Annotated in this window: 15 protein-coding genes, 1 tRNA gene and 1 pseudogene; 8 read left to right on the top strand and 9 right to left on the bottom strand. The window is 73.2% G+C overall.

Annotation, left to right across the window (positions count from 1 at the left end; genetic code table 11):
• Positions 1-112: 112 nt before the first annotated feature.
• Positions 113-1,099 carry an ADP-ribosylglycohydrolase family protein gene (locus ABT106_RS17010; RefSeq protein ID WP_351277699.1) on the bottom strand — a complete coding sequence of 329 codons (987 nt, stop codon included), beginning with the start codon at positions 1,097-1,099 and terminating at the stop codon, positions 113-115.
• A 271-nt stretch (positions 1,100-1,370) separates the two neighbouring features.
• On the opposite strand from ABT106_RS17010, the gene ABT106_RS17005 reads away from it, so the two are divergent.
• The 3 genes from ABT106_RS17005 (at position 1,371) to ABT106_RS16995 (ending at position 8,533) form a co-directional block, all read left to right on the top strand.
• Positions 1,371-2,102 (top strand): VIT1/CCC1 transporter family protein, encoded by a 732-nt coding sequence (locus ABT106_RS17005; RefSeq protein ID WP_351277697.1) that lies wholly within the window; start codon positions 1,371-1,373, stop codon positions 2,100-2,102.
• 400 nt (positions 2,103-2,502) lie between these two features.
• Positions 2,503-7,080, top strand: a complete 4,578-nt coding sequence (gene gltB, locus ABT106_RS17000) for a glutamate synthase large subunit (protein WP_502979402.1) — start codon at positions 2,503-2,505, stop codon at positions 7,078-7,080.
• Positions 7,073-8,533, top strand: a complete 1,461-nt coding sequence (locus tag ABT106_RS16995; RefSeq protein WP_351277692.1) for a glutamate synthase subunit beta — start codon at positions 7,073-7,075, stop codon at positions 8,531-8,533. Before gltB ends, ABT106_RS16995 begins: the two co-directional genes overlap by 8 nt.
• A 143-nt stretch (positions 8,534-8,676) precedes the next feature.
• Here the strand turns inward: ABT106_RS16995 and ABT106_RS16990 are convergent.
• Positions 8,677-8,862 (bottom strand): annotated as a pseudogene (locus ABT106_RS16990) (GntR family transcriptional regulator); the annotation flags it as partial.
• Between the two features lie 51 nt (positions 8,863-8,913).
• Entirely contained in the window at positions 8,914-9,456 is a 543-nt protein-coding gene (locus tag ABT106_RS16985; RefSeq protein WP_351277690.1) for a GntR family transcriptional regulator, read from the bottom strand.
• Positions 9,457-9,759: 303 nt separating this feature from the next.
• Here ABT106_RS16985 and ABT106_RS16980 point away from each other — a divergent pair, with 303 nt between their 5' ends.
• A complete protein-coding gene (locus ABT106_RS16980) occupies positions 9,760-11,085 on the top strand; it encodes a DUF1906 domain-containing protein (RefSeq protein WP_351277687.1) in 1,326 nt (441 codons plus the stop codon).
• On the opposite strand, the gene ABT106_RS16975 is transcribed toward ABT106_RS16980, so the two are convergent.
• The 3 genes from ABT106_RS16975 to ABT106_RS16965 all read right to left on the bottom strand — a co-directional run bounded on the left by ABT106_RS16975 (position 11,078) and on the right by ABT106_RS16965 (position 13,128).
• Positions 11,078-11,626, bottom strand: coding sequence for a pyridoxamine 5'-phosphate oxidase family protein (locus ABT106_RS16975; RefSeq protein ID WP_351277685.1), 549 nt, complete (start codon positions 11,624-11,626; stop codon positions 11,078-11,080). The genes ABT106_RS16980 and ABT106_RS16975 overlap by 8 nt on opposite strands.
• 16 nt (positions 11,627-11,642) lie before the next feature.
• Positions 11,643-12,371, bottom strand: coding sequence for a VWA domain-containing protein (locus ABT106_RS16970; protein WP_351277682.1), 729 nt, complete (start codon positions 12,369-12,371; stop codon positions 11,643-11,645).
• Between the two features lie 169 nt (positions 12,372-12,540).
• Positions 12,541-13,128, bottom strand: coding sequence for a PadR family transcriptional regulator (locus tag ABT106_RS16965; protein ID WP_351277679.1), 588 nt, complete (start codon positions 13,126-13,128; stop codon positions 12,541-12,543).
• A gap of 117 nt (positions 13,129-13,245) precedes the next feature.
• Between ABT106_RS16965 and ABT106_RS16960 the strand changes: the two genes are divergently transcribed.
• Genes ABT106_RS16960 through ABT106_RS16950 form a run of 3 tightly spaced genes read left to right on the top strand, consistent with a single transcriptional unit; the run spans position 13,246 to position 15,995 of the window.
• Entirely contained in the window at positions 13,246-14,376 is a 1,131-nt protein-coding gene (locus ABT106_RS16960; protein ID WP_351277677.1) for an LLM class flavin-dependent oxidoreductase, read from the top strand.
• Positions 14,377-14,379: 3 nt separating this feature from the next.
• Positions 14,380-15,108 carry an SDR family NAD(P)-dependent oxidoreductase gene (locus tag ABT106_RS16955; RefSeq protein ID WP_351277675.1) on the top strand — a complete coding sequence of 243 codons (729 nt, stop codon included), beginning with the start codon at positions 14,380-14,382 and terminating at the stop codon, positions 15,106-15,108.
• Positions 15,105-15,995, top strand: a complete 891-nt coding sequence (locus tag ABT106_RS16950) for an alpha/beta hydrolase (protein ID WP_351277673.1) — start codon at positions 15,105-15,107, stop codon at positions 15,993-15,995. The genes ABT106_RS16955 and ABT106_RS16950 overlap by 4 nt, the downstream gene beginning before the upstream one ends.
• Positions 15,996-16,019: 24 nt before the next feature.
• Here ABT106_RS16950 and ABT106_RS16945 read toward each other — a convergent pair.
• A tRNA-Ala gene (locus ABT106_RS16945) sits at positions 16,020-16,094 on the bottom strand.
• Positions 16,095-16,447: 353 nt separating this feature from the next.
• Here ABT106_RS16945 and ABT106_RS16940 point away from each other — a divergent pair.
• Positions 16,448-16,978, top strand: a complete 531-nt coding sequence (locus ABT106_RS16940) for a hypothetical protein (RefSeq protein WP_351277671.1) — start codon at positions 16,448-16,450, stop codon at positions 16,976-16,978.
• Positions 16,979-17,169: 191 nt separating this feature from the next.
• On the opposite strand, the gene ABT106_RS16935 is transcribed toward ABT106_RS16940, so the two are convergent.
• Positions 17,170-18,162 carry an acyl-CoA dehydrogenase family protein gene (locus tag ABT106_RS16935; RefSeq protein ID WP_351277668.1) on the bottom strand — a complete coding sequence of 331 codons (993 nt, stop codon included), beginning with the start codon at positions 18,160-18,162 and terminating at the stop codon, positions 17,170-17,172.
• Positions 18,162-19,307 carry an acyl-CoA dehydrogenase family protein gene (locus ABT106_RS16930; RefSeq protein ID WP_351277666.1) on the bottom strand — a complete coding sequence of 382 codons (1,146 nt, stop codon included), beginning with the start codon at positions 19,305-19,307 and terminating at the stop codon, positions 18,162-18,164. Before ABT106_RS16930 ends, ABT106_RS16935 begins: the two co-directional genes overlap by 1 nt.
• Positions 19,308-19,404 lie beyond the last annotated feature (97 nt).

Here is a 19,404-nt window from a genome sequence, read left to right as displayed (position 1 = left end):
GGAGCCGGGTCCGGGGCCGCCGTGCGCGCGGGAGCGGGGGCCGGGGCCACGGGTGCCGGGCTCGCGGGAGCCGGCCGGGCCGTCGGGGGGTCCGGGGTGTACGGGGGCGGGGTCATCGGGGGGTCTCGTATTCGGGGGTGAGGAGGTCCGCGATGTCCAGGACGTGGTAGCCCCGCATCGAGGGGAGGCAGCTGCCGCGCACCGGGCCGATGGCCGACGCCCAGGCGGCGGGGATCGCCGCGGCGCCCGACATCGCACCGGCCAGCGCGCCCGCCACCGCCGCCGTGGTGTCCGCGTCGCGCCCCATGTTCACGGCGGTCAGGACCGAGGAGGCGAAGTCGCCCCCGCACGCGGCGAACGCGCCGAAGGCCAGGCCCACGGCTTCCGGGGCCAGGTCCGTCCACGGGTAGCCGCCGATGACGACCGCCGAGCGCACCGCCCGTTCGCCGCGCGGGGCGGCGGTCACCGCGCGCCGCAGGGAGCGGGCCGTCCAGGAGTCGGAGGGGATGACCGAGAGTGCCGCCGAGACCACCGAGGCCGGGGACCCGCCGGCCATGGCCGCCGCGACGCCCGCCGCGACGGCCTGGCCGCCGTAGATGCCCTCGCCGTCGTGGCTCACGCAGCCGTCGATCGCGACGAGCCGCGCCGCCTCGGCCGGTCGGCCGGCCGCGAACACCCCGAACGGGGCCGCGCGCATCGCCAGCCCGTCCGACCAGGCGTGCCGGTGCTGTGCGGAGATGGGGGCCGCGAGGCCCCGGCGGAGGTTCTCCAGCGTGCCGCGCTCCGAGAAGCCCGCGCCGCGGAAGGGGCCCTCGTCGAGGTCCGCGATCCAGTGGTGCCAGGCCCGCTCCACGTGGGAGACGGTGAGCGCCGTGCCGTGCCGGGCCAGCAGGAGCCCGGAGAAGATCGCGTACTCGGTGTCGTCCGTGCCCGCCGGGTCGTCCGACACGAAGCCCTCGATGCGGCCCCACTTGGCCCGGATCTCCGACGGCTTCATGTTCTCCGCGGGGGCGCCCAGCGCGTCACCCACCGCGAGTCCCAGAAGAGCACCCCTGGCCCGTTCGAGGAGGACCTGCGGATTGCATGCAATCAGCTCCATGGCGCGCCTCTCCACTTGATGGGACTCATGATGAGCCCTTGGGGGATTTGTTCCATGACATGTGGTTTGTCGCTCGCCGCGAAACGCCCCGCGCGGGCTCTCGTCACCCGGTCGCCGAGCCGTAAAACCGCAGGTAAGTACGGCCTTCCTTGCTGGCGGGCGGCAAAAATCGTGCGTAGGTTCGAGGTGTTCAGGGGGAGTGGGTGTCCGCGCGTCGGCTGCGTGGCGGCTTCGTGTACCCATTCGTACAAAAGGGGAGAAAGGCACCACCATGTCCATCATCGACATCGAAGCACCGCTGCACACCGCCCACCGCGACAACCACACCCACCGCGACGTCAACGGCGGGTGGCTGCGCCCGGCGGTCTTCGGTGCGATGGACGGGCTGGTGTCCAACCTCGCCCTGATGACGGGCGTCGCCGGAGGCGCCGTCGCCCCGCACATCGTGGTGATCACCGGGCTGGCGGGCCTCGCGGCCGGCGCGTTCTCGATGGCGGCCGGCGAGTACACCTCGGTGGCCTCGCAGCGCGAGCTGGTCCTCGCGGAGCTCGACGTGGAGCGCCAGCAGCTGCGCAAGCACCCCGTCGACGAGATGGAGGAGCTGGCGGAGCTCTACGCCTCGCGCGGCGTCGACCCCTCCCTCGCCCGCGAGGTCGCGATGCAGCTCTCCCGCGATCCCGAGCAGGCGCTGGAGATCCACGCGCGCGAGGAGCTCGGGATCGACCCCGAGGACCTGCCGTCGCCGATGGTCGCGGCGGTGTCCTCGTTCGTCTCCTTCGCCCTGGGTGCGCTGCTGCCCCTGCTCCCGTACCTGCTCGGGGCCGCGTCCCTGTGGCCGGCGGTGCTGCTCGCCCTGGTGGGGCTGTTCGCCTGCGGAGCGGTCGTCTCACGGGTCACGGCCAGGTCCTGGTGGTACAGCGGACTGCGCCAGCTCGTCCTGGGTGGCGCGGCCGCGGGTGTGACGTACATCCTGGGAACCTGGATCGGTGGAGCCGTAGGCTGACCGCGCAGAGAGTGAGACACTATGCAGTACGCGACATAAGTAGTTCGTTACTCGGCGGTTTCGATTCGGTGTCCGCCGGGCATCACACCATGGCGTCCCCCCGGTTTCGCCGGGAGGCGCCCAGGGGCAACGATGCTCCTCGCGCCGGGACCTTCGGCCCGTGATCGCAAGCTGATTCGCCCGCGAAGGTCCCTTCTTTTCTGCCTCGTGCACTGTCCGCATGCTGGAATGGCATATCCGCTTCTCGGGATTGTCGTCATCATGTAATCTGCACGAAATTTCGCAGAGGGCCAACGTCGTCCCTCGGCTATGCACATATGCCACGACGACGACGGGAGAGCCGATGCGTTCCGCATCCACGCACTCCGCGACCGGCCTCAGCACCACCGCCTGGTCGCCCATGGACGGTCGCCCCGCCCAGCAGGGCATGTACGACCCGCGCAACGAGCACGACGCCTGTGGCGTCGGCTTCGTGGCCAACCTCAGCGGCGAGGCCAGCCACACGCTGGTCGAGCAGGCGCTGACCGTATTGCGGAACCTCGAGCACCGCGGCGCGACGGGCTCCGAGCCCGACTCGGGCGACGGCGCCGGAATCCTCTCCCAGGTGCCGGACGCGTTCCTGCGCGAGGTGGCCGGGTTCGAGCTCCCCGAGGCCGGCGCGTACGCCGTCGGCATCGCCTTCCTGCCCGCCGACGGCTCCGCACAGGCCGTCGCGCGGATCGAGGCCATCGCCGCCGAGGAGGACCTCACGGTCCTCGGCTGGCGCGAGGTGCCCGTCACCCCCGACCTGCTCGGCAACGGCGCCCGCGCCACCATGCCGGCCTTCTCCCAGCTGTTCGTCACCGGGGGCACCTCCCAGGCCGAAGGCTCTGGGGGAGGCAGCACCGGCATCGAGCTGGACCGCAAGGCGTTCGTGCTGCGCAAGCGTGCCGAGCGCGAGGCCGGGGTGTACTTCCCGTCGCTCTCCGCGCGCACCATCGTCTACAAGGGCATGCTGACCACCGGCCAGCTGGAGCCGTTCTTCCCGGACCTCTCCGACCGCCGCTTCGCGTCGACACTCGCCCTGGTCCACTCCCGGTTCTCGACGAACACCTTCCCGTCCTGGCCGCTCGCCCACCCGTACCGCTTCGTCGCGCACAACGGCGAGATCAACACGGTCAAGGGCAACCGCAACTGGATGAAGGCCCGCGAGTCCCAGCTGGCCTCCGGAGTGTTCGGCGAGGGCGCCCTGGAGCGCATCTTCCCGATCTGTACCCCGGACGCCTCCGACTCGGCCTCCTTCGACGAGGTCCTGGAACTGCTCCACCTCGGCGGGCGCTCCCTGCCGCACAGCGTCCTGATGATGATCCCGGAGGCGTGGGAGAACCACACCTCCATGGACCCGGCGCTGCGCGCGTTCTACAAGTACCACTCCACGCAGATGGAGCCCTGGGACGGCCCGGCCTGCGTCACCTTCACCGACGGCACCCAGGTCGGCGCGGTCCTCGACCGCAACGGCCTGCGCCCCGGCCGCTACTGGGTCACCGACGACGGCCTCGTCGTCCTCGGCTCCGAGGTCGGCGTGCTCGACATCGACCCGGCCAAGGTCGTCCGCAAGGGCCGCCTCCAGCCCGGGAAGATGTTCCTCGTCGACACCGCCCAGAAGCGGATCATCGAGGACTCCGAGATCAAGGCCGAGCTGGCCGGCGCCGCTCCGTACGCCGAATGGCTGGAGACCGGCGAGATCGAGCTGACGGACCTCCCCGAGCGCGAGCACATCGTGCACACCCACGCCTCGGTCACCCGCCGCCAGCAGACCTTCGGCTACACCGAGGAAGAGCTGCGCGTCATCCTCGCGCCGATGGCCCGGACCGCCGGCGAGCCGCTGGGCTCCATGGGTACGGACTCCCCGATCGCGGCCCTGTCCGAGCGGCCCCGGCTGCTCTTCGACTACTTCACGCAGCTGTTCGCGCAGGTCACCAACCCGCCGCTGGACGCCATCCGCGAGGAGCTCGTCACCTCGCTGCTGTCCTCGCTCGGCCCGCAGGGCAACCTGCTGGAGCCGAACGCCGCGTCCTGCCGCAGCGTGACCCTGCCCTTCCCGGTGATCGACAACGACGAGCTGGCCAAGCTCATCCACGTCAACGCCGACGGCGACATGCCGGGCATGAAGGCCGCCACGCTCTCCGGCCTCTACCGGGTCTCCGGCGGCGGCGAGGCGCTGGCCGCCCGCCTGGACGAGATCCGGGGCGAGGTCGACGCGGCCATCGCGAACGGCGCGCACCTGATCGTCCTGTCCGACCGGCACTCGGACGCCGAGCACGCGCCGATCCCGTCGCTGCTGCTCACCTCCGCCGTGCACCACCACCTCATCGCCACCAAGCAGCGCACCCAGGTGGGCCTGCTGGTCGAGGCCGGCGACGTCCGCGAGGTCCACCACGTCGCGCTGCTCATCGGCTACGGCGCGGCCGCGGTCAACCCGTACCTCGCCATGGAGTCCGTCGAGGACCTGCTGCGCGCCGGCACCTTCCTGTCCGGCCTGGAGCCGGAGCAGGCCATCAAGAACCTGATCTACGCGCTCGGCAAGGGCGTCCTGAAGGTCATGTCCAAGATGGGCATCTCCACCGTCGCCTCCTACCGCGGCGCCCAGGTCTTCGAGGCCGTCGGCCTGAACGAGGAGTTCGTCGGGGCGTACTTCAGCGGCACCGCCACCAAGATCGGCGGCGCCGGCCTGGACGTCATCGCCAAGGAGGTGGCCGCGCGCCACGCCAAGGCGTACCCGGCCTCCGGCATCGCCGCCACGCACCGCGCGCTGGAGATCGGCGGCGAGTACCAGTGGCGCCGCGAGGGCGAGCCGCACCTGTTCGACCCGGAGACGGTCTTCCGCCTCCAGCACGCCACCCGCAATCGCCGGTACGACATCTTCAAGCAGTACACGGACCGGGTGAACGAGCAGTCCGAGCGCCTCATGACGCTCCGCGGGCTCTTCGGCTTCAAGACCGAGGGAGCCGCGGCCCGCCCGCCGGTCTCCCTCGACGAGGTCGAGTCGGTCACCGACATCGTCAAGCGCTTCTCCACCGGCGCCATGTCGTACGGCTCCATCTCGCGGGAGGCCCACGAGACCCTCGCCATCGCCATGAACCAGCTGGGCGGCAAGTCCAACACCGGTGAGGGCGGCGAGGACGCGGACCGCCTGTACGACCCGGCCCGCCGCTCCTCCATCAAGCAGGTCGCCTCCGGCCGCTTCGGCGTGACGAGCGAGTACCTGGTCAACGCGGACGACATCCAGATCAAGATGGCGCAGGGCGCCAAGCCCGGCGAGGGCGGCCAGCTGCCCGGCCACAAGGTCTACCCGTGGGTCGCCAAGACCCGGCACTCCACCCCGGGCGTGGGCCTGATCTCCCCGCCGCCGCACCACGACATCTACTCCATCGAGGACCTCGCCCAGCTGATCCACGACCTGAAGAACGCCAACCCGGCGGCCCGCATCCACGTGAAGCTGGTCTCCGAGGTCGGCGTGGGCACGGTCGCGGCGGGCGTCTCCAAGGCCCACGCGGACGTCGTCCTCATCTCCGGCCACGACGGCGGTACGGGCGCCTCCCCGCTCACCTCGCTGAAGCACGCGGGCGGTCCCTGGGAGCTCGGCCTCGCCGAGACCCAGCAGACGCTGCTGCTCAACGGGCTGCGCGACCGCATCGTGGTCCAGACGGACGGCCAGCTCAAGACCGGCCGCGACGTGGTCATCGCCGCGCTGCTCGGCGCCGAGGAGTTCGGTTTCGCGACCGCGCCGCTCGTCGTCTCCGGCTGCGTCATGATGCGCGTCTGCCACCTGGACACCTGCCCGGTCGGCATCGCCACCCAGAACCCGGTCCTGCGCGAGCGGTTCTCCGGCAAGCCCGAATTCGTGATCAACTTCTTCGAGTTCATCGCCGAGGAGGTCCGCGAGATCCTCGCCGAGCTGGGCTTCCGCACCATCGAAGAGGCCGTCGGCCACGCCGAACTGCTCGACACCACCAAGGCCGTCACGCACTGGAAGGCCCAGGGCCTCGACCTGGAGCCCCTCTTCTACGTGCCCGAGCTGCCCGAGGGCGCGGTCCGCCACGCCCTCATCGAGCAGGACCACGGTCTGGAGAAGGCCCTCGACAACGAGCTGATCAAGCTCGCCGCCGACGCGCTGAACGCCGACGCGGCCGAGCAGGCCCAGCCGGTGCGCGCCCGGGTCGCGATCCGCAACATCAACCGGACCGTCGGCACCATGCTCGGCCACGAGGTCACGAAGAGGTTCGGCGGCGCGGGCCTGCCCGACGACACCATCGACCTGACCTTCACCGGCTCGGCCGGCCAGTCCTTCGGCGCCTTCGTCCCCCGCGGCGTCACGCTGCGTCTGGAGGGCGACGCCAACGACTACGTCGGCAAGGGCCTCTCCGGCGGCCGGATCGTGGTCCGCCCGGACCGCGGCGCCGACCACCTCGCCGAGTACTCGACCATCGCCGGCAACACCATCGGCTACGGCGCGACCGGCGGCGAGATGTTCCTGCGCGGCCGCACCGGCGAGCGCTTCTGCGTCCGCAACTCCGGTGCGCTCGTCGTCTCGGAGGGCGTGGGCGACCACGGCTGCGAGTACATGACCGGCGGCCAGGCCGTCGTCCTCGGCGAGACGGGCCGCAACTTCGCGGCCGGCATGTCGGGCGGCGTCGCGTACGTCATCGACCTCGATCCGGACAACGTCAACGTCGGCAACGCGGGCGCCGTCGAGACCGACCTGTCCGACACGGACAAGCAGTGGCTGCACGGTGTGGTGCGCCGCCACGAGGAGGAGACCGGCTCGACCGTCGCCGCGAAGCTCCTCGCCGACTGGTCCGCCGCGGCGGAACGCTTCAGCAAGATCATCCCGACCACGTACAAGGCAGTGCTCGCCGCCAAGGACGCCGCTGAGCTGGCCGGACTCTCGGAGTCCGAGACCACTGAGAAGATGATGGAGGCGGCGACCCATGGCTGACCCGAAGGGCTTCCTCACCACAGCGCGCGAGACCGCCTGCACCCGTCCCGTGGCCGACCGGCTGGGGGACTGGAACGAGGTCTACGTTCCGGGCTCCCTGCTCCCGATCATCAGCAAGCAGGCCGGCCGCTGCATGGACTGCGGCATCCCGTTCTGCCACAACGGCTGTCCCCTCGGGAACCTGATCCCGGAGTGGAACGACTTCGCGTACCGCGAGGACTGGACGGCGGCCTCCGAGCGCCTGCACGCGACGAACAACTTCCCGGAGTTCACCGGGCGGCTGTGCCCGGCCCCCTGCGAGTCGGCGTGCGTGCTCGGCATCAACCAGCCGGCCGTCACCATCAAGAACGTCGAAGTCTCGATCATCGACCGGGCCTGGGACAACGGCAACGTCACCCCGCAGCCGCCCGAGCGGCTGTCGGGCAAGACCGCCGCCGTCATCGGCTCCGGCCCGGCCGGCCTCGCCGCGGCCCAGCAGCTGACCCGGGCCGGGCACACGGTCGTGGTGTACGAGCGCGCCGACCGCGTGGGCGGGCTGCTGCGCTACGGCATCCCCGAGTTCAAGATGGAGAAGGTGCACATCAACCGCCGCATCGAGCAGATGCGCGCGGAGGGCACCAAGTTCCGTACCGGCATCGAGGTCGGCCGCGACATCACCGCCACCGACCTGCGCAAGCGGTTCGACGCGGTGGTCATCGCGGCGGGCGCCACCGTCTCCCGCGACCTCCCGGTCCCGGGCCGCGAGCTCAGCGGCATCCACTTCGCGATGGAGTACCTGCCGCTCGCGAACAAGGTGCAGGAGGGCGACTTCATGGCGCCCCCCATCACGGCCGAGGGCAAGCACGTCGTCGTCATCGGCGGCGGCGACACCGGCGCGGACTGCGTGGGCACCGCCCACCGCCAGGGCGCGGCCTCGGTCACCCAGCTGGAGATCATGCCGCGCCCGTCCGAGGACCGGCCGACCCACCAGCCGTGGCCGACGTTCCCCATGCTGTACAAGGTCACCTCGGCCCACGAGGAGGGCGGCGAGCGGGTCTACTCCGTCTCCACCACCCACTTCGAGGGCGACGAGGACGGCAACGTCCAGTCGCTGCACCTGACCGAGGTGGAGTTCGTCGACGGCAAGCTCACCTCGAAGCCCGGCACCGAGCGCGTCCTCCCGGCGCAGCTCGTCACCCTGGCCATGGGCTTCACCGGCACCGACCAGGAGAACGGCCTGGTCCAGCAGTTCGGCCTGGCGCTGGACGCCCGCGGCAACATCGAACGCGACGCGGCCTACACGACCAACGTCGACGGCGTCTTCGTCGCCGGTGACGCCGGCCGCGGCCAGTCGCTCATCGTGTGGGCCATCGCGGAGGGCCGCTCGGCCGCCCGCGGCGTGGACCGGTTCCTGACCGGCGCCAGCGCCCTGCCGTACCCGGTCAAGCCGACGGACCGCTCCATCACCGTCTGACCCCGGCGGCCCCCGGGCCGCCGGGCCCCTCCCGAACGGGAGGACCCCTCATACGGTCCGTACAAAGGTGTACGGAAACCCCGACACAGCGCCCGCCATGTCCCCGACCAGGGATGGCGGGCGCTGTGGTGCCCGGGGCCGGGTCAGGCGGCAGGCCAGGAATCGGGCGTGAACTCGTATGGCAGCTCGTGGAGGTGACCGGCCTTCACCATCACGGTCACCTCGACCGGGCGGTCGTCGTCGCCGTACACCGTGCGGAGCGTCCGCAGGACGGCCAGGTCACCGGGCAGCCGAAGGACGGCGTACTGCTCCTGCGTCGCCACGCGGGCTCCGGCGGAGCGGCCCCTGGTCGGCTCCCTCGGCTTCATGACTGGGCATGGTCATCCGATGCCGATCTCGTACCGCAACTGCCGGCGTCCGGCGGGCATGACCATCACGTCGGCCTGGATGGCGCGGTCGTGCGCGTCGTAGGTGGTACGGGCGAGCTGGAGGACCGGTTCGCCCGCGTCGAGACGGAGTTGCCCGCTCTCTTCGGGGCTCGGCATCCGGGCCGTCACGTCCTCCACGATCCGTACGCCGACGTGCCCCAGGGACGCCAGCAGTGTGACGGCGCCACCGCGGATCTTCGCGGTCCCGGCCAGCGCGGTGCCCGCGGCGATGTCCCCGGGGTAGAAGGTGTCCGTCAGTTCGGTGGGTTCGCCGTCGAGTTCGATGACCCGGCGGCGCACCACGACGGCTCCGCCGCCGGTCAGGCCGAGCATCGCCGCTACACCGGACGGGGCGGCCGCCTTACCGGCGTGCACGATGCGCTGGGTGCCCCGGCGCCCCGCGCTCGCGGCCTCCTCGGTCCACGCGTCCCCGGCCCCCGGAGGGCGCGCAGCGAGGTACGGCGTCGACGTACCGGTCCATCCGCCACCGCTCACGCTGCCTCCCGCACGTTCCGACTCCCGCTGTCCGCAACCACGTTATGCGACGGCGTTGTGAGGACTGCGTCGCAGCGTCGGCCGCGTGGTGCGGGGCTCGGTGGCCCGGCTGCCGTGACGGTCGGTGCCGGCGGGGCCGGGGCGCGTGCCAGGTCACTTGCCGGGCCGTGAGCCGACCCGCCGAAAGTCCTGACGCATCACGGGCCGTCGGCGGGGCTTGCCGTAGGCCGTACGGGCCAGTGGGTAATCGTGGGGTGGCTTGGTGCAGTTCAGGGGGGTCGCCGTCTGGTACCTATCGGCATCATGGCTCCCACCCGAACGCTGCTGAGCGGCCTCCTCGGCGCCGCCCTGCTGTTCCCCCTCCCGCTCACCGCCACCGCCACCACCGCGACCGTCCCCGGCGACGGGCGGACCGTCGACTACCGCGGGCTGCGGCTCTCCGTCCCCGCCGACTGGCGGGTCGTCGACCTCGACCGGCACCCCGGCGCCTGCCTGCGCCTCGACCTGCCCACCCTGTACCTCGGCCACGCCGGGACCCAGGCCGAGTGCACCGGCCGGGCTGCCGTCCGCCGGGCCGACACCCTGCACCTCGAACCCCTCGACGGCGCCCCGCCGCGCGCCGACGTGCCGACCGTCGCCGCGGAGTCCGTGAAGACCCTGCCCGAGGTCCCGCCCCGCTCCGACAGCAACGAGCTGCGCTACGCGCTGCGCCGCTCCGGGATCATGGCCACCGTGTCGTACGGGATCGCGCCCGGAACCGTACGGGAGGTCCTGGCCCGGGCCCGTACCGTGGCCGACGAGGCCGTCGCTGCCCCGGCCGGGCCGCCCCGCGCGACGGCCGCCGTCGCGGCCCCGGCACTGCGTACCGCCCAGGAGCGTTTCACCGGCCAGGGCTTCGACGCCTGCACCGCCCCGACCCAGCGCTCCATGGACACGTGGCGGGCCGAGTCCCCCTTCCGCGCGATCGGCGTCTACATCGGGGGCCGCGCCCGCGCCTGTGCCCAGCCGCAGCTCACGGCCGCCTGGGTGCGCAAGCAGGCGCAGGCGGGCTGGCACCTGATGCCGATCTGGGTCGGCCCGCAGCCCTGGCACAGCGCCAGCACCGGGCTGTCCACCGACGCCTCCGAGGCGGACGGGCAGGGCCGGTCCGCCGCCGACGGCGCGGTCGCCGCGGCCCGGTCGCTCGGCCTGCCCGAGGGCACCATCCTCTACAACGACCTGGAGAACTACTCGGACCGCGCGACCTGGGACGCCCCGGTCGTCGCCTACCTGACCGCGTGGACGGTCCGGCTGCACGAGCTGCGCTACCGTTCCGCCGCCTACGTCTCGGCGAGCTCCGGGGTCAAGGCCCTGAGCGCCCACCACCAGCAGGCCCGCGAGGCCATGCCGGACGTGCTGTGGGTCGCCCGGTGGAACGGCACGGCCTCGGTCTCCGACGCCGACATGGGCCTGCCGAAGGGCACCGCGCAGTGGGCCGGACCGCGCCGGGCCCACCAGTTCCGCGGCGACCACGACGCCTCGTACGGCGGGGTGACCATCAACATCGACCGGAACTGGGTGGACGTCGATCCCTCCGTCCTCGTCCTCGGGACCGGAGGGATCCTCCCGCCGCTCCTGCCGCTCAGCTAGCCGGACCCCCGGCCGGTCCGCCGGCCGGGTCCCGCGGGTCCTCGCGGGCCGGCTCGTCGTCGTTGCCCCGGCGGATGGTGCGCGAGCCGCCCGCCGGGGTCCATGCCCGCACCACCAGCTCCTCGCCGTCCACGCCGATGTGCACGACCTCCGTCAGGTCGGCGTGGAAGAGGTGGAAGGGGTGCGGGGACTGCGACGCCGTCTCCTCCGCGTACCGGTGCAGTTCGGGCGGGTCGACGACCTCCACCGCCCGCCCGGAGACCCGTACGTCCCCGTCCGGCATCGTCTCGCCCTCGCCCGGGTTGGTGTGCAGGGCGAACCGCGGGTCGCGCTGGAGGTCCCTGGCCTTCATCGAGCCGGGCATCATGCCGAGCCACAGCTCACCGCCCCGGATGTCGACGTTCAGCCCGGCCACCCGGGGGGACCCGTCCTTGCGGAGGGTGGCCAGGACGTGGTGCGGGTACTGCGCGAAGCGGTCCTGAACCGCCTTCGCGAACTCCGGCTCTGCCTTCTCGAAGGCCGCCCAGTTGGTGATCGTCATACCGCCATGAAACCTCTCAGGAGGCCGTGATGCCCAGCCGCCGGGCCGCGTCCAGCCAGGCCGGGAACTCCCCGACCAGCCGGTCGTACAGCTCCGAGTCCTTGACGGCACGGGGGTCGGGGCCCGCGTGGAAGTAGCCCGCATTGTCCACGACGCGCCGGCCCGGGACGGGCAGGTCGTCCAGCCGGCGCAGGAAGTCGAACTGCGAGCTGCGGGTGTCGCCGAAGCCGACGAACTGCCAGAACAGCGGCAGCCGGGCCGCTTTGCAGAGGTACTTCTCCGCCGCCGGCCTGCTGATCGGCCCGCCGTCCGTCTGGAAGACGACGAGGGCCGGGTGGGCGGACCCGGAGTCCAGGTAGTGGTCGATCACCGCGTCCATCGCCGCGTGGTAGGCCGTCTTGCCCATGTGGCCGAGGCCGGCGGCGATCTCGTTGACCCGGCCCTCGTGCCCGGCGAGGGAGATCTCCTCCACCGCGTCGACCTCGGTGGAGAAGAACACCACGGGGACGCGGCCGTCGTCGTCCAGGTGCGCGGACAGCCCCAGTACCCGGTCGGCGAGGGCCTGGACGCTGCCGTCGTCGTAGTACGGGCGCATCGACCCGGAATAGTCGAGGACCAGGTAGACCGAGGCGCGCCCGCCCTCCAGGCCGTACTTGCGCAGGGAGACCCCGGCGCTCTTGTAGAGGCTCACGAGCGCCGGAGCCGTTTCCTCGACCTTGCGGAGGTCTATCGCGCTGCCCGTCATGGGGCCGAGGGTACGGGAGGACGCGCCGGTCGGCGCCGGTGAACAGAGGTGCGAACCGCGGTGCGGCCACCGCCCGCCGGGTGTCACGGCCCGCCCGCCGGGTGCCGCCTACCGCCCGCCGGGTGTCCGCCCGCCGGGTGCCGCCGACCGCCCCGTTCGCGGCGTGAGCCTACGGGTGCCCGCCCCGCTCGGCCGCCAGCGCCTCGATGTCGTCGAGCATGGCGGCCGCGAGGTCGCGCTCGGAAGCGTGGTACCGCTCGGCCCACTTGAGGGTGAGGGCCGGGTAGGCCCAGGCCGGCTCGTCCTTCGCGCGCTCCGCGTCGGCGGCCGCGCGCAGCCGCATGTCCTCCGCGAACTCCTGGTGCCGGATGAGGAGTTCGCGCATCTGCGCGGGTTCCAGCAGGTGGCCCAGCCACAGCCGGAGCATCGGCCCGTGCTTCAGGACGGGCGGGTCGACCGGCGCCTCGCGGGCCCACTCCCGTACGGCCGCCATGCCCTCCGCGGTGATCCGGTAGACGCGCTTGTCGCGGGTGCCGGTCTCCTGGGCCACGTGGCGCGAGGAGGTGTAGCCGGCCTTCTCCAGCCGCTTGAGCTCGCTGTAGATCTGGCTGAAGGACGGGCTCCAGTAGAAGAAGCGCAGGGACCGGTCCGACCACTTCTTCAGGTCGTAGCCGGAGAGCTCCTCCCCGAAGGAGAGCAGCCCGAGCACCGCCCAGCTGGTCGCGGGGAGCGTGCGCCTGTTCGTCTCGTCTGCCACGCCGCGCAGTCTACGACCGGTCTCCGCCGCGGCCCTTCCCTCCTCCGGGTGTGACTGCTAGGAGTATGCCTAATCGAAATAACTCCCGAGTGATCCGCATCCGCATACGGAGGCCCCGTGAAGTTCTCGATGATCTTCGAGGCGCAGCTCGCCGACCCGACCCCGGAGCGCGAGCGCCAGGTCATCCACGACTGCGTCGAACAGGCCGTCTTCGCCGAGGAGATGGGCTTCGACCGGATCTGGGCCGTCGAGCACCACTCCCTCACCCAGTACGCACACCTGAGCGCCTCCGAGGTCTTCCTCACCTGGGTCGCCGCCCGGACGCGGACGATCCGCATCGGCCACGGCGTGGTCACCCTGCCCTTCGGCTACCAGCACCCGGTCCGCGTCGCCGAACGCGCCGCGATGCTCGACGTCCTCTCCGGCGGCCGCGTCGACATCGGCGCGGGCCGCGGCGCCACCCGCCAGGAGATGTCCATGTTCGGGGTCCGGCCGCAGGACACCCGGCCGCAGACGGAGGAGGCCCTGCGGATCTTCGCCGCCGCCTGGCGGGAGCCGGAGTTCGAGTGGCACGGCTCGCTCGACATCGGGCCCGGGGCGATCCTGCCCCGCCCGGTCCAGGAGCCGCACCCGCCGCTCTTCATGGCCTGCTCCCAGCACGAGTCCCTCGCCCTCGCCGCCGAACTGGGCATCGGCGCACTGGTGATGGGCTTCTCGGGAGCCGACGACGTCCGCGCGATGCGCACCGTCTACGACGAGGCCATCGCGGCCCGCGACGGCGGCCGGTTCGTCTCCACCGAGGTCAACGACCACTTCTCCGCCCTCTGCCCGACCATCGTCCTTGACGACGCCGAGCGGGCGCTGCGCCTGGGCGCCCGGGGGCAGCGCTTCTTCGCCGAGTCCATCGCCCACTGGTACGGCGGCGGCCCCGCGCCGACCGGATACGCCGAGGACGCGCCCGCCGAGGAGCACGTGGCGGCCCTCGCGAAGGGGCGCGAGGAACTCGTCGCCACGCTGCACGAGGCGAACATCCCGGCCCGCCCCGTCGACACCGGCACCTTCAACGCCGACCATGCCTACGGAAGCGCCGAGACCGCCGTCGCCTACGTGGAGCGGCTGCGCGAGAGCGGCGTCGACGAGGTGATGTGCCTGATCCAGATGGGCACCGTCCCGCAGGAGGCCTGCATGGAAACCATCCGCCAGTGGGGCGAGAAGGTCATCCCGCACTTCCGCGCCCTGGAGGGCTGAGCCGTGATCACGCTGGACGGAAAGGTCGTCGTCATCACCGGCGCCGGACGCGGCCAGGGCGCCGCCGAGGCCCTGCTGTGCGCGGAGGCCGGCGCCCGGGTCGTCGTCACCGACCTCCGCGAGGAGGAGGGGAGGACGGTCGCCGCCGGCCTCGGCGGGCAGGGGCTGTTCGTACGCCACGACGTGGCCGACGCCGCGTCCTGGGCCGGGGTGGTGAAAGCGGCCGTCGAGGTCTTCGGGACGGTCTCGGCGCTGGTCAACAACGCTGCCCTGTGGCGCACCGCCCACGTGGAGCGGCAGACGGCCGAGGACTTCGAGGCACTGCTGCGGGTCAACCTGCTGGGCCCGTTCCACGGCATCCAGGCGGTGGCGCCGGTGCTGCGGGAAGCCGGCGGCGGCTCGATCGTCAACATCTCCTCCACCGCCGGCCTGGTCGGGATACCGGGCCACGCCGCCTACGGCTCCACCAAGTTCGCGCTGCGCGGGCTGACCCGCTCCGCGGCCCTGGACCTGGCCCGGGACGGCATCCGGGTCAACTCCGTGCACCCGGGGGCGATCGACACCCCGATGGTGGCCGCGACGGCCGCGGACCGGGACTGGTCGCACGTGCCCCTGGGCCGGATGGGCCGGCCGGAGGAGGTCGGGGAACTCGTTCGCTTCCTCTGCTCGGACGCCTCCTCGTACCTGACGGGCGCCGAGTTCACCGTCGACGGCGGGGCGACGGCCCGATGAGCGGCGGCGCGGGCGACCCGCTCTCCCCGGCGGCCCGGCAGCTGTGCGACGCGATGGCGGCCGGCTTCCCCGGCCCCGGCGACACGGCCGCCCTGCGCGCGGCGGCCGTCCCCGGCCCCCGGGGCCCGGAGATCGCGGCGGTGTACGACACCGCCGCCGCGGACGTTCCGGTCCGCGTGTACGACCCGGCGCCGGGCGCCGCCGGCCGGCCCCTGGTCGTCTACCTCCACGGCGGCGGCTGGGTGATGTGCGGTCCGGACACGCACGACGCGCTGTGCCGGAGGCTGGCCGCGGCCTCGGGCGCGGTGGTCGTCTCGGCCGACTACCGGCTCGCCCCCGAGCACCCCTGGCCGGCGGCGCCCGACGACGCGCTGGCGGTGCTGCTGTGGGCGCGTTCCGAGGCGGGCGCCCTCGGGTGCGACCCGGACCGGGTGGTGGTGGCGGGGGACTCCAGCGGCGGCAACCTGGCCGCCGTGACCGCGCTGCGGGCGCCCGGACTCCTCGCCGGTCAGCTGCTGTGCTACCCGCCGCTGGACGCGTCGATGTCCGCCGGGTCGGTCGAGGCGTACGCGACGGGGTACTTCCACACCGCCGCGCACATGGCCTGGTACTGGGACCGCTACGGCGGCGACCCGGCGCACCCGCACGTTTCGCCGCTGCGCGCCTCGGACGCCGAACTGGCCGTTCTGCCGCGTACGTTGATCGTCCTGGCCGACTGTGACGTGCTGCGGGACGAGGGCCTGGCGTACGCGCGCCGTCTCGGGGCGGCCGGCGTGGACTGCGCCGTCCAGCTCCACCCGGGGGTCTTCCACGGATTCCTGGGCCTGCCCTTGCCGGCCGGAGCCGGCGCACTGGCGGCCGCCGCGGGCTGGGTGGCGGCCACGTAGCGGCGGGAGCGGAGGAGAAAGGGGGGCGGGGCGGCCGGATTCGAACCGGCGTCCTCCTCCATGCTGTGTAGGCGCACTACCTCTGTGCTACGACCCCGCCCTTGACGGTGACCCTAGACCCCGGAGCCCGACCGGGCGATCGAATATCGCCGGACGGGCCCCGGGGCGGACGGGTTCAGCGCTTGAACGTGAAGGCCAAGTCGGCCGAGCGCCGGCCGTACGGGTATCGGCGCGGCGAAGCGGACCGACACCTCGACCGCCTCGCCCTCCGGCGGCAGAGTGCGCTCCGGCGGCAGAGTGCGCTCCGGCGCGCCGCGGTCGAGGTGCCACGCGCCGTCCGAGTCGAGGGCGGCCCGGTTGCGGCGCGGCACCACCGGGTGCAGCGGGCGAGTTTCGGGCCGGGTGCCGCCCCGCCGGGCAGACTCCCGGCACGGCGCGGGCATGATGTGTCCATGTCTGGCCTGCTGCTGCGCAACTGCCTGCTCCTGGCAGCCGAGTTCGGTGCCGTCCTGCTGCTGCGCGGGCCGGGGGGACCCTGGATCCCGGTGCTGCTCGCCGTGTTCGTCATCGGCGCGGCCGTACCCCACGGCACCGGCGCGGAGTTCGTCGCCCGCACCGCGCTCGCGCTCGTCGCGGTGGGCGTCGTGGTGGCCGGGGGAGCCGCCTGGGACCGCCACACCCTGCACGAGCGGGGCCGGGAGGAGCAGGCCGTGGTCACCTCCCGCACGATGGTGCGGGACGGCGCCGGCCTCTCCCCGTCACTGCGGCTGCGCACGGACGCCGGCCGCGACCTGCCCGGCCCGCTGGCGAGCGACCTCCCGGTCGGCGCCCGGATGACGGTGACCGCGGACCCCGACGGCCCCGCATGGGCCCCCGGCGGGCGCCCGGCGCGGCCGCTCTGGCAGACGGCGGCCACCGCCGCCCTGCTCGCCCTCCAGACGGCCGCCCTGAGCCGGTACTCCTCGCGGAGGTCCCGCTACTGAAACCCGCGGTCCGTACTGAAACCCGCCCGCCCGGCCGCGCGACACCCCCTTGACCTCGGCGGATGTCCACCACCGCCCTCTGGCGCCCGACGGGCCCCGTCGAGGTCGTGCACGCGTTCCGCTGACCGGCGGGCGAGGGCCGCCCCGGGCGGCTGCCGACCCGGCGGGGGTCTGGCCGTCGCCGGGACGCCTCACCGCCCCCGCGGCCCGGGCGTCGCGAGGACCGCCGCCCGGCAGGCCGACGGCGTACCCCACGCGTCCCGCAGCGGGCGGGCCTTGCGCAGCCACAGGGACAGGTCCAGCTCCTCCGTGTAGCCCACCGCCCCGTGCAGCTGGAGCGCCGACATCGCCGCCCGGTACGCCGACTCCCCGGCCGTCAGCTTCGCCGCCGCCACGTCGGCCGGGTCCAGGGACAGCGTCGCCGCCCACAGCAGCGGCCGGGCGAACTCCAGCCCGAGCAGGGTGTCCGCCAGCCGGTGCTTGACCGCCTGGAAGCCGCCGATCGGCACCCCGAACTGGGTGCGCTGCTTCGCGTACTCCACCGTCCGGGCCAACAGTGCCTCGCCCACGCCCAGGCACTGGGCCGCCGTCAGCAGCCGCGCCCAGCGCGCCGCCGTCCGCGCCGCCTCCGGCACCCGGGGCCCGGCGGCCAGGAGTTCGCCCCCGCCCGGCGGGACGGACAGCCGCCGGGCGGGGTCCGTGGAGGCCAGGAGGGGGCCGCCGCCCGCGGCCAGCCGGAGCTCGCCCGCCCCCGACACCGTGAAGCAGTACGCGGCCGCGTCCGCGTCCAGGGCGTACGGACTCCCGCCCGGCAGCGTCAGCGTCGCCGACGCCCCGCCCCCGGCCAGCGCCGGCAGGAACCGTTTGGCCGGGGCCTCCTCGTCCAGCCCCGCCAGCAGGACGCAGGCGGCCGCCGTCTCCACCACGGGCCCCGGCACCCCGGCCCGGCCCAGCTCCACGAAGCCGAGCGCCAGCTCCGTCGGGAGCGGCCCCAGGCCCTCGTACGCCTCCGGCACGGCCAGCGCGAACAGGCCCGTGTCCGCGAGCCCCGACCAGAGCGCCCGCCCCGGCCCGTGCCGCCCGCCGGCCCAGTCCCGTACGGCGGCCGGGACATCGGCGGCGGCCAGCAGTGAGCGCAGCGTACGGGCGAAGTCCGCCTGCTCGTCGGTCGGCAGGAAGCGCATCAGCGGCGGCCCTTCGGGAGGCCGAGCAGCCGCTCGGCGATGATGTCGCGCTGGATCTCGTTGGTCCCCGCGTAGATCGGCCCGGCCAGGGAGAAGACCCACGGCTCGGCCCACTCGCCCTCGGCGAGTTCCGCGTCCGGCCCCAGCAGGTCCAGCGCCGTCTCGTGCAGGGCGATGTCGTACTGCGACCAGAACACCTTGTTCAGGCTGGACTCGGCGCCGATCGCCCGGCCCGCCGCGAAGCGCGAGGCGTTCGCCCAGGTGAACAGCTCGTACGCGCGCGCCCCGACGACCGCGTCCGCCACCCGGTCCCGCAGCGCCGTGTCCGTCGGATCGCCGGCCGCCTCCCACAGGCCCACCAGGCGGTCCGCGGCCGCCAGGAAGCGGCCCGGCGCGCGCAGGGTCAGGCCGCGCTCGTTGCCCGTGGTCGACATGGCGATCCGCCAGCCCTGCCCCGGCTCCCCGATCACGTCCCGGTCCGGTACGAACACCCCGTCGAGGAACAGCTCCGCGAAGGCGGGCTTGCCGTCGAGGCGCCCGATGGGCCGCACCGTCACCCCCGGCGCCCGCAGGTCGAACATCAGGTACGTCAGGCCCTGGTGCGGTTTCGGCGCGTCCGGGTCCGTACGGAAGATGCCGAAGGCGCGGTCGGCGAAGGCGGCCCGCGAGGACCAGGTCTTCTGTCCGGACAGCAGCCAGCCGCCGTCCGTGCGGACCGCCCGCGAGGTCAGCGACGCCAGGTCGGAGCCCGCCTCCGGCTCCGACCACGCCTGCGCCCAGATCTCCGCGCCGCTCGCCATCGCGGGCAGCACGCGAGCCCGCTGCTCCGCGCTCGCGTGGTCGAAGAGGGTCGGGGCGAGCAGGCTGATGCCGTTCTGCGAGACCCGGCCGGGCGCGCCCGCCGCCCAGTACTCCTCCTCGAAGACCAGCCAGTGCACGAGGTCCACGCCCCGGCCCCCGTACTCCTCGGGCCAGGACACCGCCGACCAGCGGTCCGCGTGCAGCAGCGCCTCCCACTCCCGGTGGGCGGCGAAACCCTCCGCGGTCTCCAGGGAGGGGAGGGGGGCCGCGGGCACGTGGGCGGCGAGCCAGGCCCGTGCCTCCGTCCGGAAGGCCAGGGTCCGGGCCGTCTGGGTCAGGTCCATCAGGTGGTCGACTCCATCCGTACATGCTTCCCTAACAAGTGTTTGGTAGGTTAACGTACGCCCATGAGCAGCGTCGAGCAGTTCCGCACCGGGTCCG

The sequence above is a fragment of the Streptomyces sp. NPDC002044 genome, from assembly GCF_040296725.1.
Lineage (GTDB): Bacteria > Actinomycetota > Actinomycetes > Streptomycetales > Streptomycetaceae > Streptomyces > Streptomyces antarcticus.
This window is presented reverse-complemented; position numbering and strand designations above follow the sequence as displayed.